Source organism: Pandoraea faecigallinarum, assembly GCF_001029105.3.
Classification (GTDB): domain Bacteria; phylum Pseudomonadota; class Gammaproteobacteria; order Burkholderiales; family Burkholderiaceae; genus Pandoraea; species Pandoraea faecigallinarum.
The window spans coordinates 1,189,186-1,208,512 of the sequence record NZ_CP011807.3 but is presented as its reverse complement, the minus strand read 5'-3'; the positions used below and the strand labels follow the sequence as shown (position 1 = coordinate 1,208,512).

Annotated in this window: 18 protein-coding genes; 11 read left to right on the top strand and 7 right to left on the bottom strand. The window is 65.4% G+C overall.

The features are described from left to right. The first annotated feature begins 99 nt into the window (after nucleotides 1-99). From AB870_RS05460 to AB870_RS05450, 3 genes are all read left to right on the top strand, one after another. Nucleotides 100-1,257 (top strand): FAD-dependent monooxygenase, encoded by a 1,158-nt coding sequence (locus AB870_RS05460; RefSeq protein WP_047907237.1) that lies wholly within the window; start codon nucleotides 100-102, stop codon nucleotides 1,255-1,257. A 46-nt stretch (nucleotides 1,258-1,303) separates the two neighbouring features. Further along, on the top strand, nucleotides 1,304-2,164 hold the full coding sequence (locus AB870_RS05455) for an IclR family transcriptional regulator (protein WP_047907236.1): 861 nt from the start codon (nucleotides 1,304-1,306) through the stop codon (nucleotides 2,162-2,164). A 240-nt stretch (nucleotides 2,165-2,404) separates the two neighbouring features. Beyond that, the gene (locus AB870_RS05450; protein ID WP_071386841.1) at nucleotides 2,405-2,707 is read left to right on the top strand and encodes a DUF4148 domain-containing protein; all 303 of its coding nucleotides are present in this window, start codon (nucleotides 2,405-2,407) and stop codon (nucleotides 2,705-2,707) included. 150 nt (nucleotides 2,708-2,857) lie between these two features. Here the strand turns inward: AB870_RS05450 and AB870_RS05445 are convergent, their stop codons facing one another. Next, entirely contained in the window at nucleotides 2,858-3,622 is a 765-nt protein-coding gene (locus tag AB870_RS05445; protein WP_418303995.1) for an ArsR/SmtB family transcription factor, read from the bottom strand. 74 nt (nucleotides 3,623-3,696) lie between these two features. Between AB870_RS05445 and AB870_RS05440 the strand changes: the two genes are divergently transcribed. The 3 genes from AB870_RS05440 (at nucleotide 3,697) to AB870_RS05430 (ending at nucleotide 7,917) form a co-directional block, all read left to right on the top strand. After that, nucleotides 3,697-4,896: a cytochrome P450 family protein gene (locus AB870_RS05440; protein WP_053059581.1), complete on the top strand. Its 1,200-nt coding sequence runs from the start codon at nucleotides 3,697-3,699 to the stop codon at nucleotides 4,894-4,896. Nucleotides 4,897-5,169: 273 nt separating this feature from the next. Beyond that, nucleotides 5,170-6,528, top strand: coding sequence for an MFS transporter (locus AB870_RS05435; protein ID WP_418303984.1), 1,359 nt, complete (start codon nucleotides 5,170-5,172; stop codon nucleotides 6,526-6,528). Between the two features lie 135 nt (nucleotides 6,529-6,663). Continuing rightward, complete coding sequence (locus AB870_RS05430; protein WP_047907234.1) at nucleotides 6,664-7,917, top strand: Hsp70 family protein; 1,254 nt, start codon at nucleotides 6,664-6,666, stop codon at nucleotides 7,915-7,917. Nucleotides 7,918-8,010: 93 nt separating this feature from the next. Here the strand turns inward: AB870_RS05430 and AB870_RS05425 are convergent, their stop codons facing one another. The 6 genes from AB870_RS05425 to zwf all read right to left on the bottom strand — a co-directional run bounded on the left by AB870_RS05425 (nucleotide 8,011) and on the right by zwf (nucleotide 14,593). Continuing rightward, complete coding sequence (locus AB870_RS05425; protein WP_047907233.1) at nucleotides 8,011-9,510, bottom strand: AMP nucleosidase; 1,500 nt, start codon at nucleotides 9,508-9,510, stop codon at nucleotides 8,011-8,013. Nucleotides 9,511-9,604: 94 nt separating this feature from the next. Continuing rightward, nucleotides 9,605-9,814 (bottom strand): dodecin, encoded by a 210-nt coding sequence (locus AB870_RS05420; RefSeq protein ID WP_047907232.1) that lies wholly within the window; start codon nucleotides 9,812-9,814, stop codon nucleotides 9,605-9,607. Nucleotides 9,815-9,861: 47 nt separating this feature from the next. After that, a complete protein-coding gene (locus AB870_RS05415) occupies nucleotides 9,862-10,443 on the bottom strand; it encodes a MarR family winged helix-turn-helix transcriptional regulator (protein ID WP_237170061.1) in 582 nt (193 codons plus the stop codon). Nucleotides 10,444-10,481: 38 nt separating this feature from the next. Next, the gene (locus AB870_RS05410) at nucleotides 10,482-12,350 is read right to left on the bottom strand and encodes a bifunctional transcriptional regulator/glucokinase (protein WP_047907231.1); all 1,869 of its coding nucleotides are present in this window, start codon (nucleotides 12,348-12,350) and stop codon (nucleotides 10,482-10,484) included. Then, on the bottom strand, nucleotides 12,328-13,005 hold the full coding sequence (gene pgl, locus AB870_RS05405; RefSeq protein WP_047907230.1) for a 6-phosphogluconolactonase: 678 nt from the start codon (nucleotides 13,003-13,005) through the stop codon (nucleotides 12,328-12,330). The genes AB870_RS05410 and pgl overlap by 23 nt, the downstream gene beginning before the upstream one ends. Before the next feature lie 112 nt (nucleotides 13,006-13,117). Further along, on the bottom strand, nucleotides 13,118-14,593 hold the full coding sequence (zwf, locus tag AB870_RS05400; RefSeq protein ID WP_047907229.1) for a glucose-6-phosphate dehydrogenase: 1,476 nt from the start codon (nucleotides 14,591-14,593) through the stop codon (nucleotides 13,118-13,120). Nucleotides 14,594-14,754: 161 nt separating this feature from the next. Here zwf and edd point away from each other — a divergent pair, with 161 nt between their 5' ends. From edd to AB870_RS05375, 5 genes are all read left to right on the top strand, one after another. After that, complete coding sequence (gene edd, locus AB870_RS05395; protein WP_237170060.1) at nucleotides 14,755-16,602, top strand: phosphogluconate dehydratase; 1,848 nt, start codon at nucleotides 14,755-14,757, stop codon at nucleotides 16,600-16,602. A 155-nt stretch (nucleotides 16,603-16,757) separates the two neighbouring features. Then, entirely contained in the window at nucleotides 16,758-17,117 is a 360-nt protein-coding gene (locus AB870_RS05390; protein WP_047907227.1) for a hypothetical protein, read from the top strand. A gap of 36 nt (nucleotides 17,118-17,153) precedes the next feature. After that, nucleotides 17,154-18,035 carry a 4-hydroxy-tetrahydrodipicolinate synthase gene (dapA, locus tag AB870_RS05385; RefSeq protein WP_047907226.1) on the top strand — a complete coding sequence of 294 codons (882 nt, stop codon included), beginning with the start codon at nucleotides 17,154-17,156 and terminating at the stop codon, nucleotides 18,033-18,035. A 78-nt stretch (nucleotides 18,036-18,113) separates the two neighbouring features. After that, on the top strand, nucleotides 18,114-18,665 hold the full coding sequence (locus tag AB870_RS05380; protein WP_047907225.1) for a hypothetical protein: 552 nt from the start codon (nucleotides 18,114-18,116) through the stop codon (nucleotides 18,663-18,665). 91 nt (nucleotides 18,666-18,756) lie between these two features. Next, nucleotides 18,757-19,260, top strand: coding sequence for a hypothetical protein (locus AB870_RS05375; protein WP_157112243.1), 504 nt, complete (start codon nucleotides 18,757-18,759; stop codon nucleotides 19,258-19,260). Nucleotides 19,261-19,327: the final 67 nt, after the last annotated feature.

The following is a 19,327-nucleotide window of genomic DNA, read 5'->3' as shown; positions in this document are numbered from 1 at the left end:
CGAACGATCGAATCAAAAACAATAATATTTGAACATCTTGTTCATATTTGAACGTTTTATTTTTTCGCTCCATCGTCTCTTTTGTCAAAGGATGTCCCCATGCAAGCTCCTCTCATCGGCATCAACGGTGCCGGCATCGGCGGTCTGGCCGCCGCCATCGGTTTGCTGCGCGCCGGTTTTCGCGTGCGTGTGTATGAGCAGGCGTCGCAGTTCGCCCGGGTCGGCGCGGACATCAACCTGACGCCGAACGCCGTGCGTGCGCTCGATGGTCTCGGCGTTGGCGACGAGTTGCGCAAGACCGCCGCCCAGCCGAGCCATCGCATCAGCCGCACCTGGGACTCCGGCGAGGAGACGTCGCGTCTCGAGATGGCGCAGACGGCGCAGACCAAATACGGCGCACCGCAACTCACCATGCATCGCGCCGATCTGTTGCAGGCGCTGGAACAGGCGGTTCCGGCCGAGTCGATTGCGTTGGGCAAGAAGCTCGTGTCGTTCGAGGCGCCGGGCGAAGGTCAGCCGGGCAGCATCCGGCTGACCTTCGCGGACGGCACGCATGAAGACGTCGAGGTGCTCATCGGCGCGGACGGCATCCACTCCGTGGTGCGCACGGGGCTGTTCGGAAAGGAATCCCCGGAGTTCACGGGTGTTGTCGCGTATCGCGCCGTCGTCCCCGCGGACAAGCTCCGCGGCGTGCCGAACCTCGGCGCGTTCACGAAATGGTGGGGACCGAATCCGTCGAGCCAGATCGTGACGTTCCCGCTCAATCTCGGCCGCGACATCTTCGTGTTCGCGACCACGCCGCAAGACAGCTGGACGCTCGAATCGTGGACGGCGCCGGGCGACGTGGCGGAGTTGCGCGCCATGTACGCGGACTACCACGCCGAAGCGCGCGCGTTGCTCGACGCGTGCGAGAGCGTGCTGAAGTCGGCGCTGTACGTGCGTGATCCGCTGCCGCAGTGGTCGCGCGATCGTGTGTCGTTGCTCGGCGACGCCTGCCATCCGATGATGCCCTTCATGGCGCAGGGTGCCGGCATGGCCATTGAAGATGCTGTGGTACTGTCTCGCCACCTGGCGCAGGCCGGTCCGGCGGCGGATGCGGCAGCGCTCGCCGACGCACTGGCAAAGTACGAAGCCGCGCGCCGCGAGCGCACGGCCCGTGTGCAGATCGGCTCGCGCGGTAATCAGTGGCTCAAGGAAGGCGGCAACGCCGACTGGGTCTACGAATACGACGCGTGGCAAGTGCCGCTGGCGGCTTGAAGGACGCCCCGGACGATGCCCGATTTCGACGAATGGATTTGAACGCATGACAAAAGCTACGTCCGCCAACGCGCGAGCCACCGGCACTACGCAGCCCGATGTCCAGGACACCGCGCAAGCGGGCCTCGTGACGCCGGTCATGCGCGCCCTCAAGCTGCTGAGGTTCGTGGCGGACGGCGGATCGACGGCGAACATGAGCGAGGTCGGCCGGCGCATCGGCGTGAACCGCGTGACCGTCATGCGTCTGATCGAGACGCTGCAATTCGAGGGCGTGCTGGAGCCATTGCCGCAGGGCGGTCATCGACTCGGGTTGGGCTTCCTTACCCTCGCTGCGAGTGCCCTCGCTGGCGAAGATCACCTGGCGACCGCGCGGCGTGTGCTCACACGCGTGACGAGCGAGACGGGCTTGTCGAGCTACCTCACGGTGCTCGACGGCGCACAGGTGCGTTACCTGCTGTGCGAGACGCCCGCGCTGCCGCTGGTGAGCAACATTCGCGCGGGCAGCCGCGTCACGGCGCACCTGACCGCACCGGGCCGGGCATTGCTGGCGCATCTCAGCCCTGAGCGCCGTCGCGCATTGCTGGGTTCCGAACCGCTCGCGGCGGCCACGGCACAAAGCGCGCGGACGTACGCAGCGCTCGACGCCCAACTCGTGCGCGACCGCGACGCCGGATGCGCGTGGAGTCAGGACGGTTTCGAAGCAGGCATCGACGCCTGCGCCGCCGCAGTCCTCGACGACCACGGCAGACCACTGGCGGCCCTGAGCGTCGCCGGGCCGCGCACGCTGGTCGGCACGGACGCCGCCACGCGCGAGCGCACGGCAGGCGTTGTCAAGTCAGGCGCAGCCGATCTCGCAGTCCTGCTCGCAGACGCACCGGCATTCCTCGCGGCGGCAGAGCGCGCCTGAGGGCGGCGGAGCATTTATCCCGTTCATTAGAGTCGTCGCTCGACTCCCGCGGCGCATCGCGCCGGCCCGGAACCCGTGTATTCACAGGGTTTTCGGGCCGCTACATTCTTCGCAATTCATTGTTGCGCCCCGCGCGGTTACTCCTGCGACGTGGTCGTCCTACCTTAGAGGCGTAGGCGGTGCCGGACTCAACAGCGAGCCGGCCGACCACCAGAAAAAAGCAATGACAGGAGAAAAATCATGACCCGCACCCTTTCCCATCTGATGATCGCCGCAACGCTTGGGCTGGCCGCTGTTCCGGCCGCTTTCGCAGGCACTGGCGGTAACGGTTATCCGAACGAAAACTTCTTCTGGCAATCGAGCGTGTATAGCGAAAAGCTCGCAGTGCCACGCGCTCAAGTGCGTCAGGAACTGATCGAAGCGCAGGGATCGCTCGTGCAGACCGATAGTCGGTACCCGGTCCTGAAGGCCTACGGCACCCCGGTCGCCGGGCACGTGCAAGGCTCGACCGTGTTGATGAACTCGACGTATCGGGGTAATTGATTCGGATCGCTTGATTTCGGTGAGTCGATCCGGTGCGGCGGCTCGGATTGCCGTCGCGCACTAACGTACTGAATATTTGAAGTCGTTCACACCCCGCCGGTCTGGCGGGGTGTTTCTTTTTGGCGGCGGGATTTGTTGCGCATCGTTGGATCAGACGGCGATGGCGGAGAGCTTCCGATCGCCCAGCGGCGTGACGCGTAACGCGCGTGCCTCACGCGTGGGTTCCAGCCATTTGGCCTGGAGACAGGTGCTGAGAAGCGCAGCGCCCAAAGCGCCGCCCAGATGCGGCTTGCGCTCGCTCCAGTCGGGGCAGGTGCAGGCGAAACGACGGCGTCGGGCGTGCACGGTGGCGAGGTCGACGCCAAGGCCGGTAAGACCTTCGGTGCCGGCCTCGGTGAGCGTCACTTCGCTACCTTCTATCCGAATCCAGCGACGGTCGTGCATCCGCGCGAAAAGGTCGACGGCGATCTCGCCGGCGAGATGGTCGTAGCACGTGCGGGCATGACGCAGCGGGACCGGCGTCGCACGACTCGCCGGCACCGGCCGCGGCCGAAGCTCGCGCGTGGCAAGCACCGCGCTGGCGAGTGCTTCGATGGCGGCGGCCGTCTCCGGGGTAGCGATCCGGAAATAGCGATGGCGCCCGCGCGACTCCTGCGCGAGCACACCCCCGTCGACCAGTCGCGCGAGGTGCCCGCTCGCACCTGACGGCGAAAGGCCCGCGACCAGCGCAAGTTCCCCCGCGGGACGCGCGGAGCCGTCCATCAACGCCCAAAGCATGGTCATGCGGCCGGCATCGGCCAGAAGGGCGGCGAGCGAACTCACGCCAGGGGCCGGATCTCGTGCGGTATCCACGGCAGGACTCCTGTGAAGAACATGCCTCGCAGTATAGGCCGCATGCTGTGATCGATACTTCATCATGCAATGAAACGTGCCGGGCGGCACACGGCGCATGATGGATACCATCGAGATACGTTTTGAGGTCCTCCGCCATGTCAGTCGCCGTCCCCGAATCCGCCGCAGCGCTGCGCGCCTCGCGTGCTCCCCGCCATGCGCTCGACGCCGTCGTGCACCCCAATCCGTATTCCTATTACGCATCGCTCGCGGCGCGGCGTCCGTTCGATTTCGACGCGTCGCTCGGCATGTGGGTCGCCGCGGGGCCCGATGCACTCGCCCAGGTACTGCGGCATCCGGCATGCGGCGTGCGCCCTTCCGGTGCGGTGGTCCCTCCGGCTCTGGCGCATGGCCCTGCGGGCGAGTGGTTCGCAGCGCTCGTGCGGATGAACGACGGCGCCGCGCACGCTGCCATGAAGCCCTGGCTCAAGGCGCGGCTCGCTGCGTTACAAGCCGGCCGCGACTCGCTCGCGATGCTGGACGAGGCCAGTCAGGCGGCCTGCGCGGATGCTTACCTTGTATGCGGAAATACCCCCGCCGCCCGGCTGGACGACTTTGTCTTTCGTCAGCCGGTGTACGCGCTGGCTGCCTGGCTCGGGGTGCCGTCCACGCAATGGACCGAGGTGTACGAGGACGTTCATGCGCTGGTCGCTGCCATGGCCGAGGCGGGCAAACCGGCACCTGTCGAAGATGTCCTGACACGCGCTCACCACGCGGCAACGGCGCTGCGCGTTCGCGCCACGCGCTGGCTGAACGCCGACGCAGCCACGGGCACCTGGCTGCGCGACACCGCCCGCAGTGCGGCGCGCGACGAGCGCATCGACTTCGGCGCCCTGATCGCGAACATCGTCGGCCTGTTCACGCAGACGCACGACGCCTGCGCCGGCCTTGTCGCCAACAGCGTGCGGCGGTTCGCGCAAAGTCTGTGTGCGCCCCCGCCCCTTGTCGAGCGTTCGGTCGCCATCCGGCTGGTGAGCGACGTGATCCGCTTCGATCCGCCGGTGCAGAATACGCGCCGGTTTCTCCACGCGTCTGCGGTCATCTACGACCGGAAACTGGCCAAGGGAGACACCATTCTTGCCGTGCTGGCGAGCGCACCGTCCGGCACCTCTGCGGACGGCATCGCGTGGACCTTCGGGCTAGGCGCGCATGCCTGTCCCGGACGTTCCCCCGCCACTACGCTCGCAATCGCCGGCGTACACGCGATTCTCAGCAGCGATGCCGATCTGGCCTCGGTCGCGCAAAGCACGGCGTACCACCCGCTGGCGAACGCACGCATCGCCAGATTCGCCGACTAGCCATGCGCCAAATCGACGGGTGGCATCGACACGCTTATTCAAGTTTCATCTGACAAAACATATATTTCATCAGACAAAACCGCGAGACCGAATCGAAAATGCCGTAAACACAAGGGTTTGCGTGAAGGCGCGGCGGCACACCGTGATTTCGGGCAGGATGGCGCTTTCGTCATCGCCCATTCTGTCGCGCCATTCCGGCTTCCGGCACGCGACCGATACGCGATCGTCCCTCTCGCCGCTCTCATGTCCGACACATTTACTGACGGTATGCCCATGCCTGCACGGCTGTGGGCCGTTGTCACCGTCATGCTCTCGATTTCGCTTTCGGTGCTCGACAGCGCCATCGCCAACGTAGCGCTACCCACCATCGCGCGCGATCTGAATGCCAGTCCGGCAACCTCGATCTGGATCGTCAACGCTTACCAACTCGCCATCACGATCTCGCTGCTGCCGCTCGCCGCACTCGGCGAAATCGTGAGCTACCGGCGCGTCTACACCGTGGGCCTCGCGCTGTTCACCGTGGCATCGCTGGGCTGCGCGCTGTCGGACTCTCTCGCCACGCTGACGCTCGCGCGCGTGGCCCAGGGTTTCGGCGCGGCCGGGATCATGAGCGTGAATACCGCGCTGGTGAAGACCATCTACCCATCACGCTGGCTGGGGCGCGGCGTCGCCCTCAATTCGCTGATCGTCGCCGTGTCGTCCGCCGCGGGGCCGACGATCGCCGCCGGGGTGCTGTCCGTCGCCCATTGGCCGTGGCTCTTCGCGATCAACGTGCCGCTGGGCATCGTCGCGTTCGTCATCGCGGTGCGCTCGCTGCCGGACAGCACGCGCGCCTCGCATCCATTCGACTGGACGGGGGCGATGTTGAGCGCGCTGACGTTCGGTCTGCTCATCTCCGGCATCGATTCCTTCGGCCACGGACAGGAGCGCTGGCTCGTAGCGCTCGAACTCGTGGCAGCCGTCGCCATCGGTACGATTTTCGTGCGCCGCCAGCGCAGTCAGCCGGTACCGCTGCTGCCGGTCGATCTGCTTCGCATCCCGATTTTCGGGCTGTCGATCTGTACCTCGATGGCGTCGTTCTGCGCGCAGATGCTGGCGTTCGTCTCCCTGCCCTTCTTCCTTCAGGACACGCTCGGCTTCGATCACGTGCAGACCGGCCTGCTGATGACTGCGTGGCCGCTCACCATCGTAGTCGTCGCGCCGCTCGCCGGGCGTCTGCTGGAGTATTACAAGCCGGGACTGCTCGGGGCCATCGGGCTGGCGTCGTTTGCCCTCGGTCTGCTCGCGCTCGGTTTGTTGCCCGAGCGCCCGACGACCCTCGATATCGTCTGGCGCATGGCGATGTGCGGCTTCGGCTTCGGTCTGTTCCAGTCGCCCAACAACTACGCGATGCTCATGTCAGCGCCGAAGCATCGCAGCGGCGGCGCGAGCGGCATGCTGGGCACGGCGCGTCTGACCGGGCAGACGACGGGCGCCGCACTCGTGGCACTCGTGTTCAGCGTCGCGCCGGACGGATTCGGCACGCGAGCGTCGCTGTATGTCGCCGCGGCATTCGCCGCCGTTGCCGCAGTGGTGAGCAGCCTGCGCACGCTGCCCTCCGCACAGCCGAACGCGGACTCGTCGCGCGGATGAACGCGGTGGCGGGCCATGCCGTGCGTGCGCAATGACGCGGCGATTCGAGCAAGCAGGGCGCATTCGTCCGGCCGACCGTCCGGCCATGCTACACTGCCGACCTTTTACGGCTCGCCTTTGCGGGTCGCAAATGCCATGAGTTTCTGCGCCATCGATTTCGGCACTTCGAATTCTGCCGTCGCCGTGCAAGACGGCGCCGCCATGCGTCTGGTCGAACTTGAGGCCGGCTACGGCACGCTGCCCACGGCCGTCTTTTTCAACGCGGACGAAGGCGGCCGCGCGTCCTTTGGCCGCCAGGCCGTCGCCGATTACGTCGATGGCTATGACGGGCGTCTCATGCGCTCGCTCAAGAGTCTGCTCGGCTCCTCCCTCATCGAAAGCACCACCGACCTCGGCAACGGCTCGGCGATGCGCTACATCGACATCATCGCCACATTCCTGCGTCACCTGCGCACTCACGCCCTGAAGGCCGATGGCGGTGATCTGCGTCAGGTGGTCATGGGCCGTCCGGTGTTCTTCGTCGACGACGATCCGAAAGCGGACACCGCGGCCCAACGCTCGCTCGAACAAAGCGCACGCGACGTGGGCTTCGAGGACATACAGTTCCAGTTCGAACCGATTGCCGCCGCGTTCGACTACGAGTCGCGTCTCACGCAGGAACAGCAGGTGCTGGTCGTCGACATCGGCGGCGGTACGTCGGACTTTTCGCTGGTGCGTGTCGGCCCCGAGCGTGCGCGGCGCCTGGATCGCAGGGACGATGTGCTCGCGCACCACGGGGTGCACATCGCGGGTACGGACTTCGACCGTCGCATCGAACTGACGACGATCCTGCGCGAACTTGGCTACAAGGCGCTCGGCCCGGACGGCAAGGAAGTCCCGAACCGCATCTATTTCGATCTGGCCACGTGGCACCTCATCAACACCGTGTACACGCCCAGGCGTGTGGGCGAACTGGCGCTCACCGCTCATCTGTACGCCGATCCGGCACATCACCGCCGCCTCATGCGCACCGTCGAGCAACGCCTCGGCCACGCGCTGGTCGGGCACGCCGAAGACGCCAAGATCGCCGTATCGGCCGGTGGCGAGACGCGCATCGACCTCTCGGTGATCGAGCGCGACCTGAGCGTTGCGTTCTCGGAAGCCCGTCTGGTGGATGCCGTGAGCGACGAGATCGCGAGCATCACGGCAGGCGCCGTGCATACGGCATCGCTCGCGGGGCTGCGTCCGGAAGACGTCGATGCGCTGTACTTCACCGGCGGCTCGACCGGACTGCGCTGCCTGTCGAATGCGATGTGCGCCGCATTCCCCAAGGCGACGCCGGTGTTCGGCGATCGCCTCGCCAGCGTGGCGCTCGGCCTCGGCATTCACGCGAAGCGCGTATTTTCCTGATCGCCTTGCGGCCCATCGGCCGCACGTTCACCGTCTCGCTCACCGGACAGCCGCAAGTTTCAGTCGACGAAATATCGCGGCGATCGGCGTGCGTTACTGGAACGCGACTTCGTTGAAACTGCGCAGTTTGCGACTGTGCAGACGGTCCAGACCGTTATCGCGCAGCAATTCCATCGCCTTCACGCCGATCTTCAGATGCTGGTCGACACGCTCGCGATAGAACCGGTCGGCCATGCCCGGCAGTTTCAGTTCGCCATGCAGCGGCTTGTCGCTCACGCACAGCAGCGTGCCGTACGGCACGCGGAACCGGAATCCGTTCGCGGCAATCGTTGCGCTCTCCATATCGAGAGCAATCGCACGGCTCTGGCTCATGCGCTGCACCGGTTCCCGATGGTCGCGCAATTCCCAGTTACGGTTGTCGACCGTCACGACCGTGCCCGTACGCATCACGCGCTTGAGTTCGAAATCGTCCAGTTGGGTGACGTCGGCCACCGCGCGCTCCAGCGCGACCTGGACTTCGGCCAGCGGCGGCACCGGCACCCACAGCGGCAGGTCGTCGTCCAGCACGTGATCTTCGCGCACATAGCCATGGGCCAGACAGTAATCGCCCAGACGCTGGGAGTTACGCAGTCCGGCGCAGTGTCCCAGCATCACCCATGCGTGCGGGCGCAGCACGGCAATGTGGTCGGTAATGGTCTTGGCGTTGGACGGCCCCACGCCAATGTTCACCATCGTGATACCGGTATTGTCCGGCCGCACGAGGTGATACGCCGGCATCTGCGGCAGCCGCGGCGGCGAAGTGCCCTGCGCCGCGCGCGCATCGACGTTCTGGTTCCAGTGAATGACGTTGCCCGGCTCCACGAACGCCGTGTACTGACTGCGATACTCACGCAGTGCGGGGTCGTCGGTGGCGCTCATCAACTCACGTCCCAGCTCGACGAACTCGTCAATATAGAACTGGTAGTTGGTGAAGAGAACGTAATTCTGGAAATTCTCGGGCGACGTGGCGGTGTAGTGACGCAGGCGATGCAGCGAGTAATCGACGCGCGGCGCCGTAAACAGTGCAAGCGGCAGGACTTCGCCCGGCAGCGGGTCGCGCGTGCCGTTGACGATGCTATCGTCCATTTTGGCCAGATCGGGCACGTCGAACACGGTGCGCATGGCGCGCAGGTGAGTCTGATCGAGATCGCCTTCGAGGTACACGCCGTCCTGATACGCGAAGTGCACGGGAATCGGTTCGTCTGAGACACCGACTTCGAACGCCACGCCGTGGTTATGTGCGAGACGGCGAAGCTGCTCGATGTAATAGTTCTCGAACAGATCGGGACGGGTGACTGTGGTCTGATAGCTGCCCGGGCCCGAAACGAAGCCGTACGACAGGCGCTTGTCGAGTTGGGTGATGTCTTCCGTGGTGATGCGGATGAACGGGTAATGCGCACTCACGCGGCGCGCCTGATCTTTCTGTCTGGAGAAGTGTTCGAAAGCGGCGCGAAGATACGCCGTGTTGGCGTCGTAAATCGTCTTCAGGTAGGCGACGGCCTCCACCGGATCCGTGATCGATCGGGTGGCGTGGACCGGTTCTTGTTCGGACATGCGCAAACCTCTTCTGTCTTTTTCATGATCTCGAGTATGCGCTTATTGTGACACGACTGTACGGCGATTGCGGGGCGCCGAAGCGCCCCGACGATTAGTCTTCCAGCCGCATCCCGACCTTGAGCGTGACCTGCCAGTGAGCGACCTTGCCGTCCTCGATATGACCGCGCGTTTCCGTGATTTCGAACCAGTTCAGATTGCGCAATGTCTTGCTTGCGCGCGCGATGGCACTGCTCACTGCATCGTCGATGGACCGGGTCGACGAGCCGGTCAGCTCGATTTGCTTGTACACGTGATTCGTCATGTCAGTCTCCGGGGGTGAATTTGGAGACTTCCCATGCTAGGCGCGTCCTACTGAGGCCGCAAGTCGGAGATGTCCGACAAGTCGTCGCCGGGCGCGTCAGCGGGCGGGGTTGTCCGGTCAGCGCCGTTCGCGCAGAGCACGTGGTCATGGGACTCCCGGCGCAGAACCGCCGGGACGACGGTGTCGAGCGGCGTGGGCACGACATTGCTGAGATTGCGCCGCACCTTTTGCAGCAACTGGGTGAGCTGCACGGCTTCGAACGCGGTCAGGCCGTGCAACGCTTCGTCGCGCACGTCGTCGGAAAGCTTGCGGGCGATCTGCAATTGGGCAGCTGCCGCGCGCGTGACGAACAGGCGTTCGATGCGCGGGTCGCGGGCATCCAGACGGCGACGCACCCAACCGGCCTCCTCCATGCGCTCCAGTATGCGCGCGAGGGTCTGCTGCGGGGTTTCGAGAATGTCCGCGAGCACGGCCTGACTCACGCCGCGATTGGCGCTGAGGTAGGCAAGCACACGGCACTGGGCACGCGTCATCGGCAGCGTACGCTGTGCAAACTGCTCGAAGCGGCGTCCGAACAGACGTTGGATGTCTGCTACGAGAAAGCCGAAACGTTGGGCGGAATCGGTCACTTTCATATCCCGCATTATGCTAAACATGTTTAGGGTTATCAAGCGACCGGCGATTCGGTGTCCCGACCGCTGCCGTGGCCGAGCCAGTCGAGTGCGCCCTCGCCCGCCGTCTCCGCGCCCGGGCCGGCGCGACGAATCGCAACGCCCACTGCCAGCACATCGATGGCAGCGAGATGCAGAATGCGGGTGATCATCGTGACGTGGGCTCCCATCGTTTCGACGTGATCGTTGGGCAGCACGAGCGTCGCCTTGCGGGCGAGCGGCGAATTGCGCGCCGTGAGTGCAATGACCTTCGCGCCGCGCCCGAGCGCAATGTCGACGGCGCGGTTCAGGTCCGAGGAACGCCCCGACGCGGAGATCGCAACGACCACGTCCTGTTCGCCAAGCAGTCCGGCCGACGCCTGCAACAAATACGGATCGCCGTATGCGATGGTCGGCTTGCCGAAGCGGAAGAACTTGTAGTGCGCGTCCTGCGCGATCACCCCCGAATTGCCCAGGCCGTAGAACTCGATGCGGCGCGCGCCGTCGAGCAGCGTTACCGCCGCATCGACGGTGCGCGCATCGAGATGCTCGCGCATTTGCAGAATCGACGACACGGTATTGTCGAGCACCTTTGCGCTGAACTCCGCGGCGGTATCACCCACGTGCACCTGCCCGTGACGCACCGGCAACGTCCCCGTGAGCGCGCTCGCGAGTTTGAGCTTGAAGTCCGACAACCCCTGACAGCCGAGCTTGCGGCAGAAGCGAATCACCGTCGGCTGGCTCACGCGCGCCAGACGTGAGATCTCGGCCACCGGCTCGGCGAGCAATGCGCGCGGTTGCTTGAGCGTCAGTTCGGCGACGCGCTGCTCCGCCGGACTCAGACGGTCGCGCAATCGATGCAGACGGTCGATGAGCGCCCCGGCCCCGGCGGCATGCGTACCGAGCTGTTCGGCCAGAATCGCGGACGTGCCAAGAAACGCCGGATGATCGGCGGTGATGACGTACGTCGGAATCTTCTTGAGATAGGCTTCGAAGCGCCCCTTCGCCTCGAAGCGCTGGCGAAACGGCGAGTCTTCGAACAACTTGCCCAGCTTCGGGATGACGCCCCCGCCGAGGTACACGCCGCCGACAGCGCCAAGCGACACCGCAACGTTACCCGCCAGGGTGCCGAGCATCGCGCAAAAGCACTCGACGGTCTCGCGCGCGAGCTTGTCGCCCGCCTGTGCCAGCTTGACGATGGCCGGCGTTTCCAACGATGCCACACGCTTGCCGCCGCGCCCGGCCAGCGCCTGATACACCAGCGCCATGCCCGGCCCCGCCACAAGCCGTTCGAACGACACGTGCGGAAAATGCTTCCAGGCGTAGCGCAGGACATCGATTTCGCGCTCGTCGGCGGGGGCGAACGTGGTGTGCCCGCCCTCGCTGCCAAGTGCGATCCACCGGTCGCCGGCGGGAATCAGGCCCGAGACGCCCACGCCGGTACCCGGTCCCAGCAAGCCCAGCACACCGTTCGGACGCGGCTCGCCACCTCCGACCCGATACTTCTGATCCTCGGACAGATAAGGCAGCGCCATGGCCAGCGCGGTGAAATCGTTGACGACCAGCAGCGTCTCGAAACGCAGCGCCCGGCGCGTGGCATCAATGGAGAAGTGCCAGTCGCGATTCGTCATGCGAATCTCGTCGCCCTCGATCGGGTTGGCAATGGCGATCGCCGCATGCTGCACCGGTTCGGCGTGATCGGCTTCGTCGAGATAGGCGCGAATGACCTCGGGCACGCCCGCGTAATTGTCGCAGGGATAGTCGCGGATCTCGACGAGATCGCCCGGCGCGATTTCCAGCGCGAAACGGGCATTGGTGCCTCCAATGTCGGCCAGCAGTCGCGGGCCGCCCGGGTGCGGCGGGTTATTCCTCACTCCAGAAGACATCGATCTTGACTCCTTCACGGTGGATCAGCCGCGAGATGGCGTTGTCCTGTTCGTTCGCCTGCGCGGCTTCGAGCACGGCCCGCTTGGCCGGGCCCTGAATTTGCAGGATGAGCCGGTCGCAGGCCGCGAGCGCGGCGAGCGACCACGACACGCGCTGATACGGCGCGCGCTGCGGCTGCACGAGAACGAACTTGTCGTGGGTGGTAATGGCTTCGTGCCATTGCGGCGCGTCGGCGAAGAGCGACGCCGTGTGACCGTCCTCGCCCATGCCCAGCACGCAGACCTGCGGCACGCCGTGCGTCCACGTGCTGTTGAGCGTGCGCACCTGCAAGTCTGCGGCCGTGGCGGTGTCGACGAGCGGCAGCCAGCATGCCTCCTTCGCGCCGGGCAGCAGCGTCTCGGCAACGAGCCGGGCATTGCTGTCGGCATGATCGGCGGGCAGCCAGCGGTCGTCGACCAGCGTGATGTCGACGTCACGCCACGCGACCGGCAGACGGGCAAGCTGGGCGAGAAAAGCTTTGGGGCTGGTGCCGCCCGAGACGGCCAGCAACGCGCGCCGGCGGATCGTCAGCGCTTCGTCGATCCCGGCGACGACGGCGTTCGCCAGCGCGTATGCCTGCGCGTCGCGCGTGGGGAAGGTTCGCCAGTGAATCATGCGTGTCTGCCTCCGTTGCTAAGTAGGGGACGGAGCGCTCGGAACGCCTTTGCGCCGTCCCGCCGTTCCGTGCGCTGCGTCTCGTTCCTGCCAGGAATAGCGTGCAGGCGGATCAGTTGTCTTCTTCGACCCAACTCCTGCCGTACTGCGCGAGCAAGGCGCTCGCGGCGGGCGGCCCCCAGGTGCCGGCGGCATAGCGCTTCGGCCCCTTGTGCTGACGCGACCAGTACGCCTGAATCGGCGCGACCCACCGCCACGCCTGCTCCTGCTCGTCGCGCCGCACGAAAAGGGCGAGGCGGCCGTTGATGACATCGAGCAGCAAGCGCTCGTAGGCGTCCATCCGGTGCCCCTTGAAAAACTGGTCGAAGGCCAGATCGAGATGCACGGATTGCAGGTTCATTCCTTCGCCCGGCTGCTTTGCCAGACAGTACAGACGAATCGACTCGTTCGGTTGCAGTCGAATGACCAGACGATTCACGCCGGGTTGCGCGGTCGCCTCGCCGAGCAGCGGGTATGGCGTTGCGCGGTAGTTGACGACGATCTCCGCCACGCGCTCGCCCAGACGTTTGCCCGTGCGCAGGAAGAACGGCACATCGGCCCAGCGCCAGTTGTCGATATCGGCCTTGAGCGCGACGAAAGTTTCCGTCTGGCTGTCGGCAGGCACGCCCGGCTCGTCCCCGTAGGCGGGTACGGCCGATTTGCCGATCGCGCCGCCGCCGTACTGACCACGCACCACGTTGCGCGCGACGCTCTCGTCGTCCAGATGACGCAGCGAGCGCAACACACGCATCTTCTCGTCGCGCACGGCGTCTGCGTCCATCGACAGCGGCGGCTCCATGGCGACGATGGCGAGCAGTTGCAGCAGGTGGTTCTGCACCATGTCGCGCAGCGCGCCGGTCTGTTCGTAAAACTCGCCGCGGCCTTCGACGCCGATCTCCTCGGCAATGGTGATCTGAATGCTGTCGATCAGCTCGCGCCGCCACAACGGCTCGAAGATCGCATTGCCAAAGCGCAGCGCCAGAAGATTCTGCACCGCCTCCTTTCCGAGATAGTGATCGATCCGGTAGATCTGGTCCTCGCGGAAGATCGCACCGACCGCATCGTTGATCGCCTCGGACGACGCGAGGTCGTGACCCAGCGGCTTTTCCAGCACGATCCGGCTGTTCTCGTTGAGCGCGGCGCTGCGAAGCCCTTCACAGATGGGAATGAACAGCGAGGGGCCGGTGGCCAGATAGAAGATGCGCACGCCCGGACGCTTCGCCAGCCGTTCGGCCAGCACGCCGAATTCCGCCTCGCGGCCAAGGTCGAGCGGCATGTAATCGATGGTCGCGAGAAAGCGGGTCCAGGTGCCCTCGTCCCAGACATCGGGCTTGATGTGCTTGCGCACGTGCTCCTCGCACCATGCGTGATATTCGGCAGCATCCATCGGTTTGCGCGCGACGGCGAGAATGCGACCGGCGTCCGATGCGTGCTCCGGACCCAATTGCCCGGTGCGAAAAGCGCGGAACAACGACGGGAGGACCTTGCGCAACGACAAATCGCCGGTAGCGCCGAACAACACAAAGGTATAGGGTGAAGGCGTGTTCATGACAAGACGTCCACGTGTCACTGGGAAAGCGCAACTTTGACACTGCATTGTAGTTTAACTACACTCGAAATCAACAGAATCTCGTGCTTTGACTACATCGACCGCGTCTCGCGGCAGGTCACCGATATGGGTCAGGGCATGCACAATGTCCTGGAATCACCATGACTCAGTCTTCACATAACGTGTCGCTGCATCCGGTAGTACAACGTGTGACCGAGCGCCTCATCGAGCGTAGCCGGTCGTCCCGTCAGGCCTATCTCGAAGGCGTCGCCCGTGCGGCCGGAGGCCAGCCCGGGCGCGAGAAGATCGGATGCGCCAACCTCGCCCACGCGCTGGCCGCCGCCCCCGCCGACGATCGTCTCAAGATCCGCTCGGAGCGGATACCGAATATCGGCATCGTCACCGCCTACAACGACATGCTCTCGGCGCACGCACCGTTCGCCGAATTCCCCGACATCATCAAGTCCGCCGCACGCGCGCATGGCGCGAGCGCTCAGGTCGCCGGCGGCGTGCCCGCCATGTGCGACGGGGTCACGCAAGGCTACGCGGGCATGGAGCTCTCGCTGTTCTCGCGCGACGTGATCGCGATGGCGTCCGTCGTCGCGCTCTCGCACCAGATGTTCGACGCGGCCATGTTCCTCGGCGTGTGCGACAAGATCGTTCCGGGACTCGTGATCGCCGCACAGGCGTTCGGGCATTTGCCCGCAGTGTTCAGCCCGGCTGGGCCGATGCCTTCGGGCCTGCCGAACGACGAGAAGTCGCGCATCCGGCAGGAATATGCCGCCGGGCGTGTCACGCGCGCAGCGCTACTGGACGCCGAACTCGCGGCCTATCACACCGAGGGCACCTGCACGTTCTACGGCACGGCCAACAGCAACCAGATGCTCATGGAGTTCATGGGACTGCACCTGCCCGGATCATCCTTCGTCAACCCGCACACGCCGCTGCGCCACGCGTTGACGCAAGCCGCGACAGCACGCGCCGTGGCACTCGCCAAGTCGGGCATCAACACCTCGCAGATTCTCGACGAGCGCGCCTTCGTCAACGGCGTGGTCGGCCTGCTCGCCACCGGCGGCTCCACGAACCACACGCTGCACCTCGTGGCGATGGCGCACGCGGGTGGCATTCTGCTCGACTGGCAGGACTTCGCCGACCTGTCGGACGTCACGCCGCTGCTGGCACACGTCTACCCGAGCGGCAAGGCTGATGTGAATCAGTTTCAGGCGGCGGGCGGCCTGAGCTTTCTCATCCGTGAACTGCTCGACGCCGGGTTCCTGCACAACGACGTGACCACCGTCATGGGACATGGTCTGCGCACCTACACGCAGGAAGCCTTCCTGCGCGACGACGTGCTGTCGTGGCAGGAAGCGCCGACGCAAAGCCTCGATGAGAACATCGTGCGCCCGGCCTCGCGCCCCTTTGCGCCGGAGGGCGGTCTGCGCATGCTCGCGGGCAATCTCGGCCGTGCGGTGATCAAGTCCTCCGCCGTCAAGCCCGAACACCAGAAGGTACGCGCGCCGGCCCGGGTCTTCTCCGATCAGGAGTCGGCGCAGGCCGCGTTCAAGGCCGGCGAACTGACACGCGACGTGGTCGTCGTCGTGCGCTTTCAGGGGCCGCGCGCCAACGGCATGCCCGAGTTGCACAAGCTCATGCCGATGCTCGGTCTGCTACAGGACGAAGGTCACCATGTGGCGCTGGTGACCGACGGACGTATGTCGGGCGCCTCCGGCAAGGTGCCTGCCGCCATTCACCTGTCGCCGGAAGCGGAACAGGGCGGCATGCTCGCACGCGTGCGGGACGGCGACATCATCACCATCGACTGCGAGACGAACACGCTTCATTGCGAAGTCGACAACGCCACACTCGCGGCACGCCAGCCCGAGCCGGCACCGCAACGGCCATTCGATCCGTGGCGCAACGTGTTCGCGCTGTTTCGCAACAACGTCGGCGCCGCACCCCATGGGGCGTGCGTGCTGTTCGACGACGCGCAATATCCGAAGCAGGACTGAGATAGCGCGCCGCCGCACCGCGATGACCGTCGTGGCGCAGCGGCGTAGTGTCATGAACGCGGTTGCATGACGGCGTCGAAATCTTGACGCCTTTTTTACCTGCGTCTGCCTAGACTGGCCTCGTTGTCACTTCCGTCGCCAAACGACACGTTGCCATGCCTGCCATCGCTCAGCGCGCCAGTCTCGAACCTCCCGGTGCGAACTCCGTTTCACCTTCCTTTGCCGAGACCTTCGCATTCGCGCGGCAACCCAATCGATGCACCCGGCGCACGCGCCTCGACGCCACACTCGACATCACGCTCAACCGTGCCGCCGTCTCGTCGCTGGCCGTCACACTGGCGATGAGTCTGCCACTGCCATGGCGCGTGGAGACCATTCGCGCCATCCGTCGCGATACGGCAGCAGTCGTATCGATCGCGTTGCCGCGCGTCGAGGCGGCGCGTGCGATGGATGTCGTCATGCAGTCGCTCCCCGAAGCCGAATTCGGCGTGCTCCGCCTGCGCCCCGCCGTCTGAGCCGCGCGCGCCTCGTCAAACCTGGTTTTTCCGCTTATGAACACAGCCATCTTCGAAGGCGTGTGGGTCCCGCTCGTCACGCCCATGACCGGCGCCAACGGCGCCGAGATCGACCGCAATGCGTTTGCGCGTCTGGTCGACTACTACCTCGCGGCCGGCGTGAACGGCCTCGTCGTTGCCGGCACCACAGGCGAGGGCACGCTCCTGAGCGACGACGAGCGCCGCTGGCTCGCCGAGGTCGCCTGCCATCTCGCTCGCGGCCATGCGCCGGTGCTCGCCGGTGTCGGTGCATCCGACACGGCGAATGCCGCGCGTCAGATCCGCGCGCTGGACGACCTGCCGCTCGCCGGGTATCTCGTGCCGCCGCCGTACTACCTGCGCCCGTCGCAGGAGGGCATTCTCTGGCACTACCGCTCGCTGGCTGCCGGCACACGCAGGCCGTTGGTGCTCTACAACGTGCCGCTGCGCACGGGCGTCACGCTCGGTGTCGAGACGATCCGCGAGCTGGCGTCGCATGAATCGTTCGCCGCCATCAAGGAGTGCGACGCACATCCGCTCACCCGCTTGCCGTCGCAAGTGACGATACGCGTGCTGTGCGGCGACGACATGCAAATCCTGCCTGCGCTGCGTGCCGGTGCCGCCGGTTGCATATCGGCGGCGGCGCACGTACGCCCGGACCTGTATCTGAAGCTGATCCGCTACGTGCGCGAAGGCGATATGGACCACGCGAGCACACTGTTCAACGGCATGAAGCCCTTGATCCGGCGCCTGTTCTCCGAGCCGAATCCCGTCGCCATCAAGGCCGCGCTTGCGTCGCTGGGATTGTGCACGCCGACGGTCCGCCGTCCGCTCATGCCGTGTTCCACCGCGCTTCACAAGGACATCGACGCGCAGCTGGAAGTGACGATGGCGTTTTGAGCCAGCGCGTCGCGCCATTCCTGCTACGCTCGCGCCGCTTTTCAGCCCTTCCCGGCCCTTCAGGACAGGACACCCGTTATGGATGACATCGAACAACGTCACCGCACTGTCGCCCGTCTGCTCATCAAACTCTCGGGCACCACGCTCGCCCGGCTCGCGTATGCGACCGGCATTACGGGTAACACGATCTCCCGATGGGTGCACGGCGATCGCTGCGCGCTCGGTGCGCAGGGGCGAGACAGGCTGTTCGCGGCGCTCGGTGTTCGCAGCGACGGCGTGAACGTGCGCTTCGCACATCGCGCCACCGGCGCCACACAACCGGTCTTCCAGATCAGCGGACTCGTACAGGCGGAACGGTTTGCCACGCTCGCCGCGCTGACCTCCACCCGGTTCGTCGCGGCACGCGAGACGTGCCAGGGGCAAACGCTCGTAAGCATCGTGACGGACATCAGCGGGCAAACGACGGCGCTGCTCCTCGGCACGCGCGAAGCGCTCGACGAGCTGTACGCCGAGCTGGGCATTTCGGTCTCGCCGAAGCGACGTCCGGAAGCGCGTTCGGAAGCGTGTTTGGAGTCGGGCCTCCGCGCTGGTGCTTCGGTTGGCGAAGCCGGACGGCTACACTCGAACTGACCGCAATTCGCGTATCGACGAAGGCCGGCGCTGTCGTGTTCCGACATCCCGGCGATCCATTTTTGGCCCCCCGTCAACGATGGAGCGTGTCATGACGACAGATCGCATCAACAAACGCATGAAGGTGTATGCCACGGAAGGTTGGCAGGACACGGGATACAAGATCGGCGCGCAAAGCGCACCGAAAGTCATCCTGAGAGCCCAGGGAGAATGGTGTACCCGCACCGACGACCGCAAGTTCGGACGCCGCGACGCCAACGGCCGAACCCCGAACTCCGGCGCGACGTACCTGCACAAGGTTTCCGGCGACAAGAACTATCCGTATCACGGTCACGACGCCCTCATGGGCCAACTGGTCGGACGCTTTGGCGAAACCGGCGAGCCCTTCCTCATCGGCAATCAGAAGTCGTTCCGCGTGGAAGGCATGCCCAAGGACGTCTCGCTGTGGTTGTGTTGCAACGACCCCATCGACAGCGCCCGGCGCGATAACGACGGCGCGCTCGACGTCACGTTCGAACTCGACGACGCACGCGACGTCTTCGCCCCGCGCCCGCAGCACTTCGACCGTCCGTCGGGACGCTGGGTCGACGATTGAGCACCGGTCCGCGATGCTGAATGGGCTGAACGGGCTGAACGGGTCGAATGGCCGGATATGAAACAAG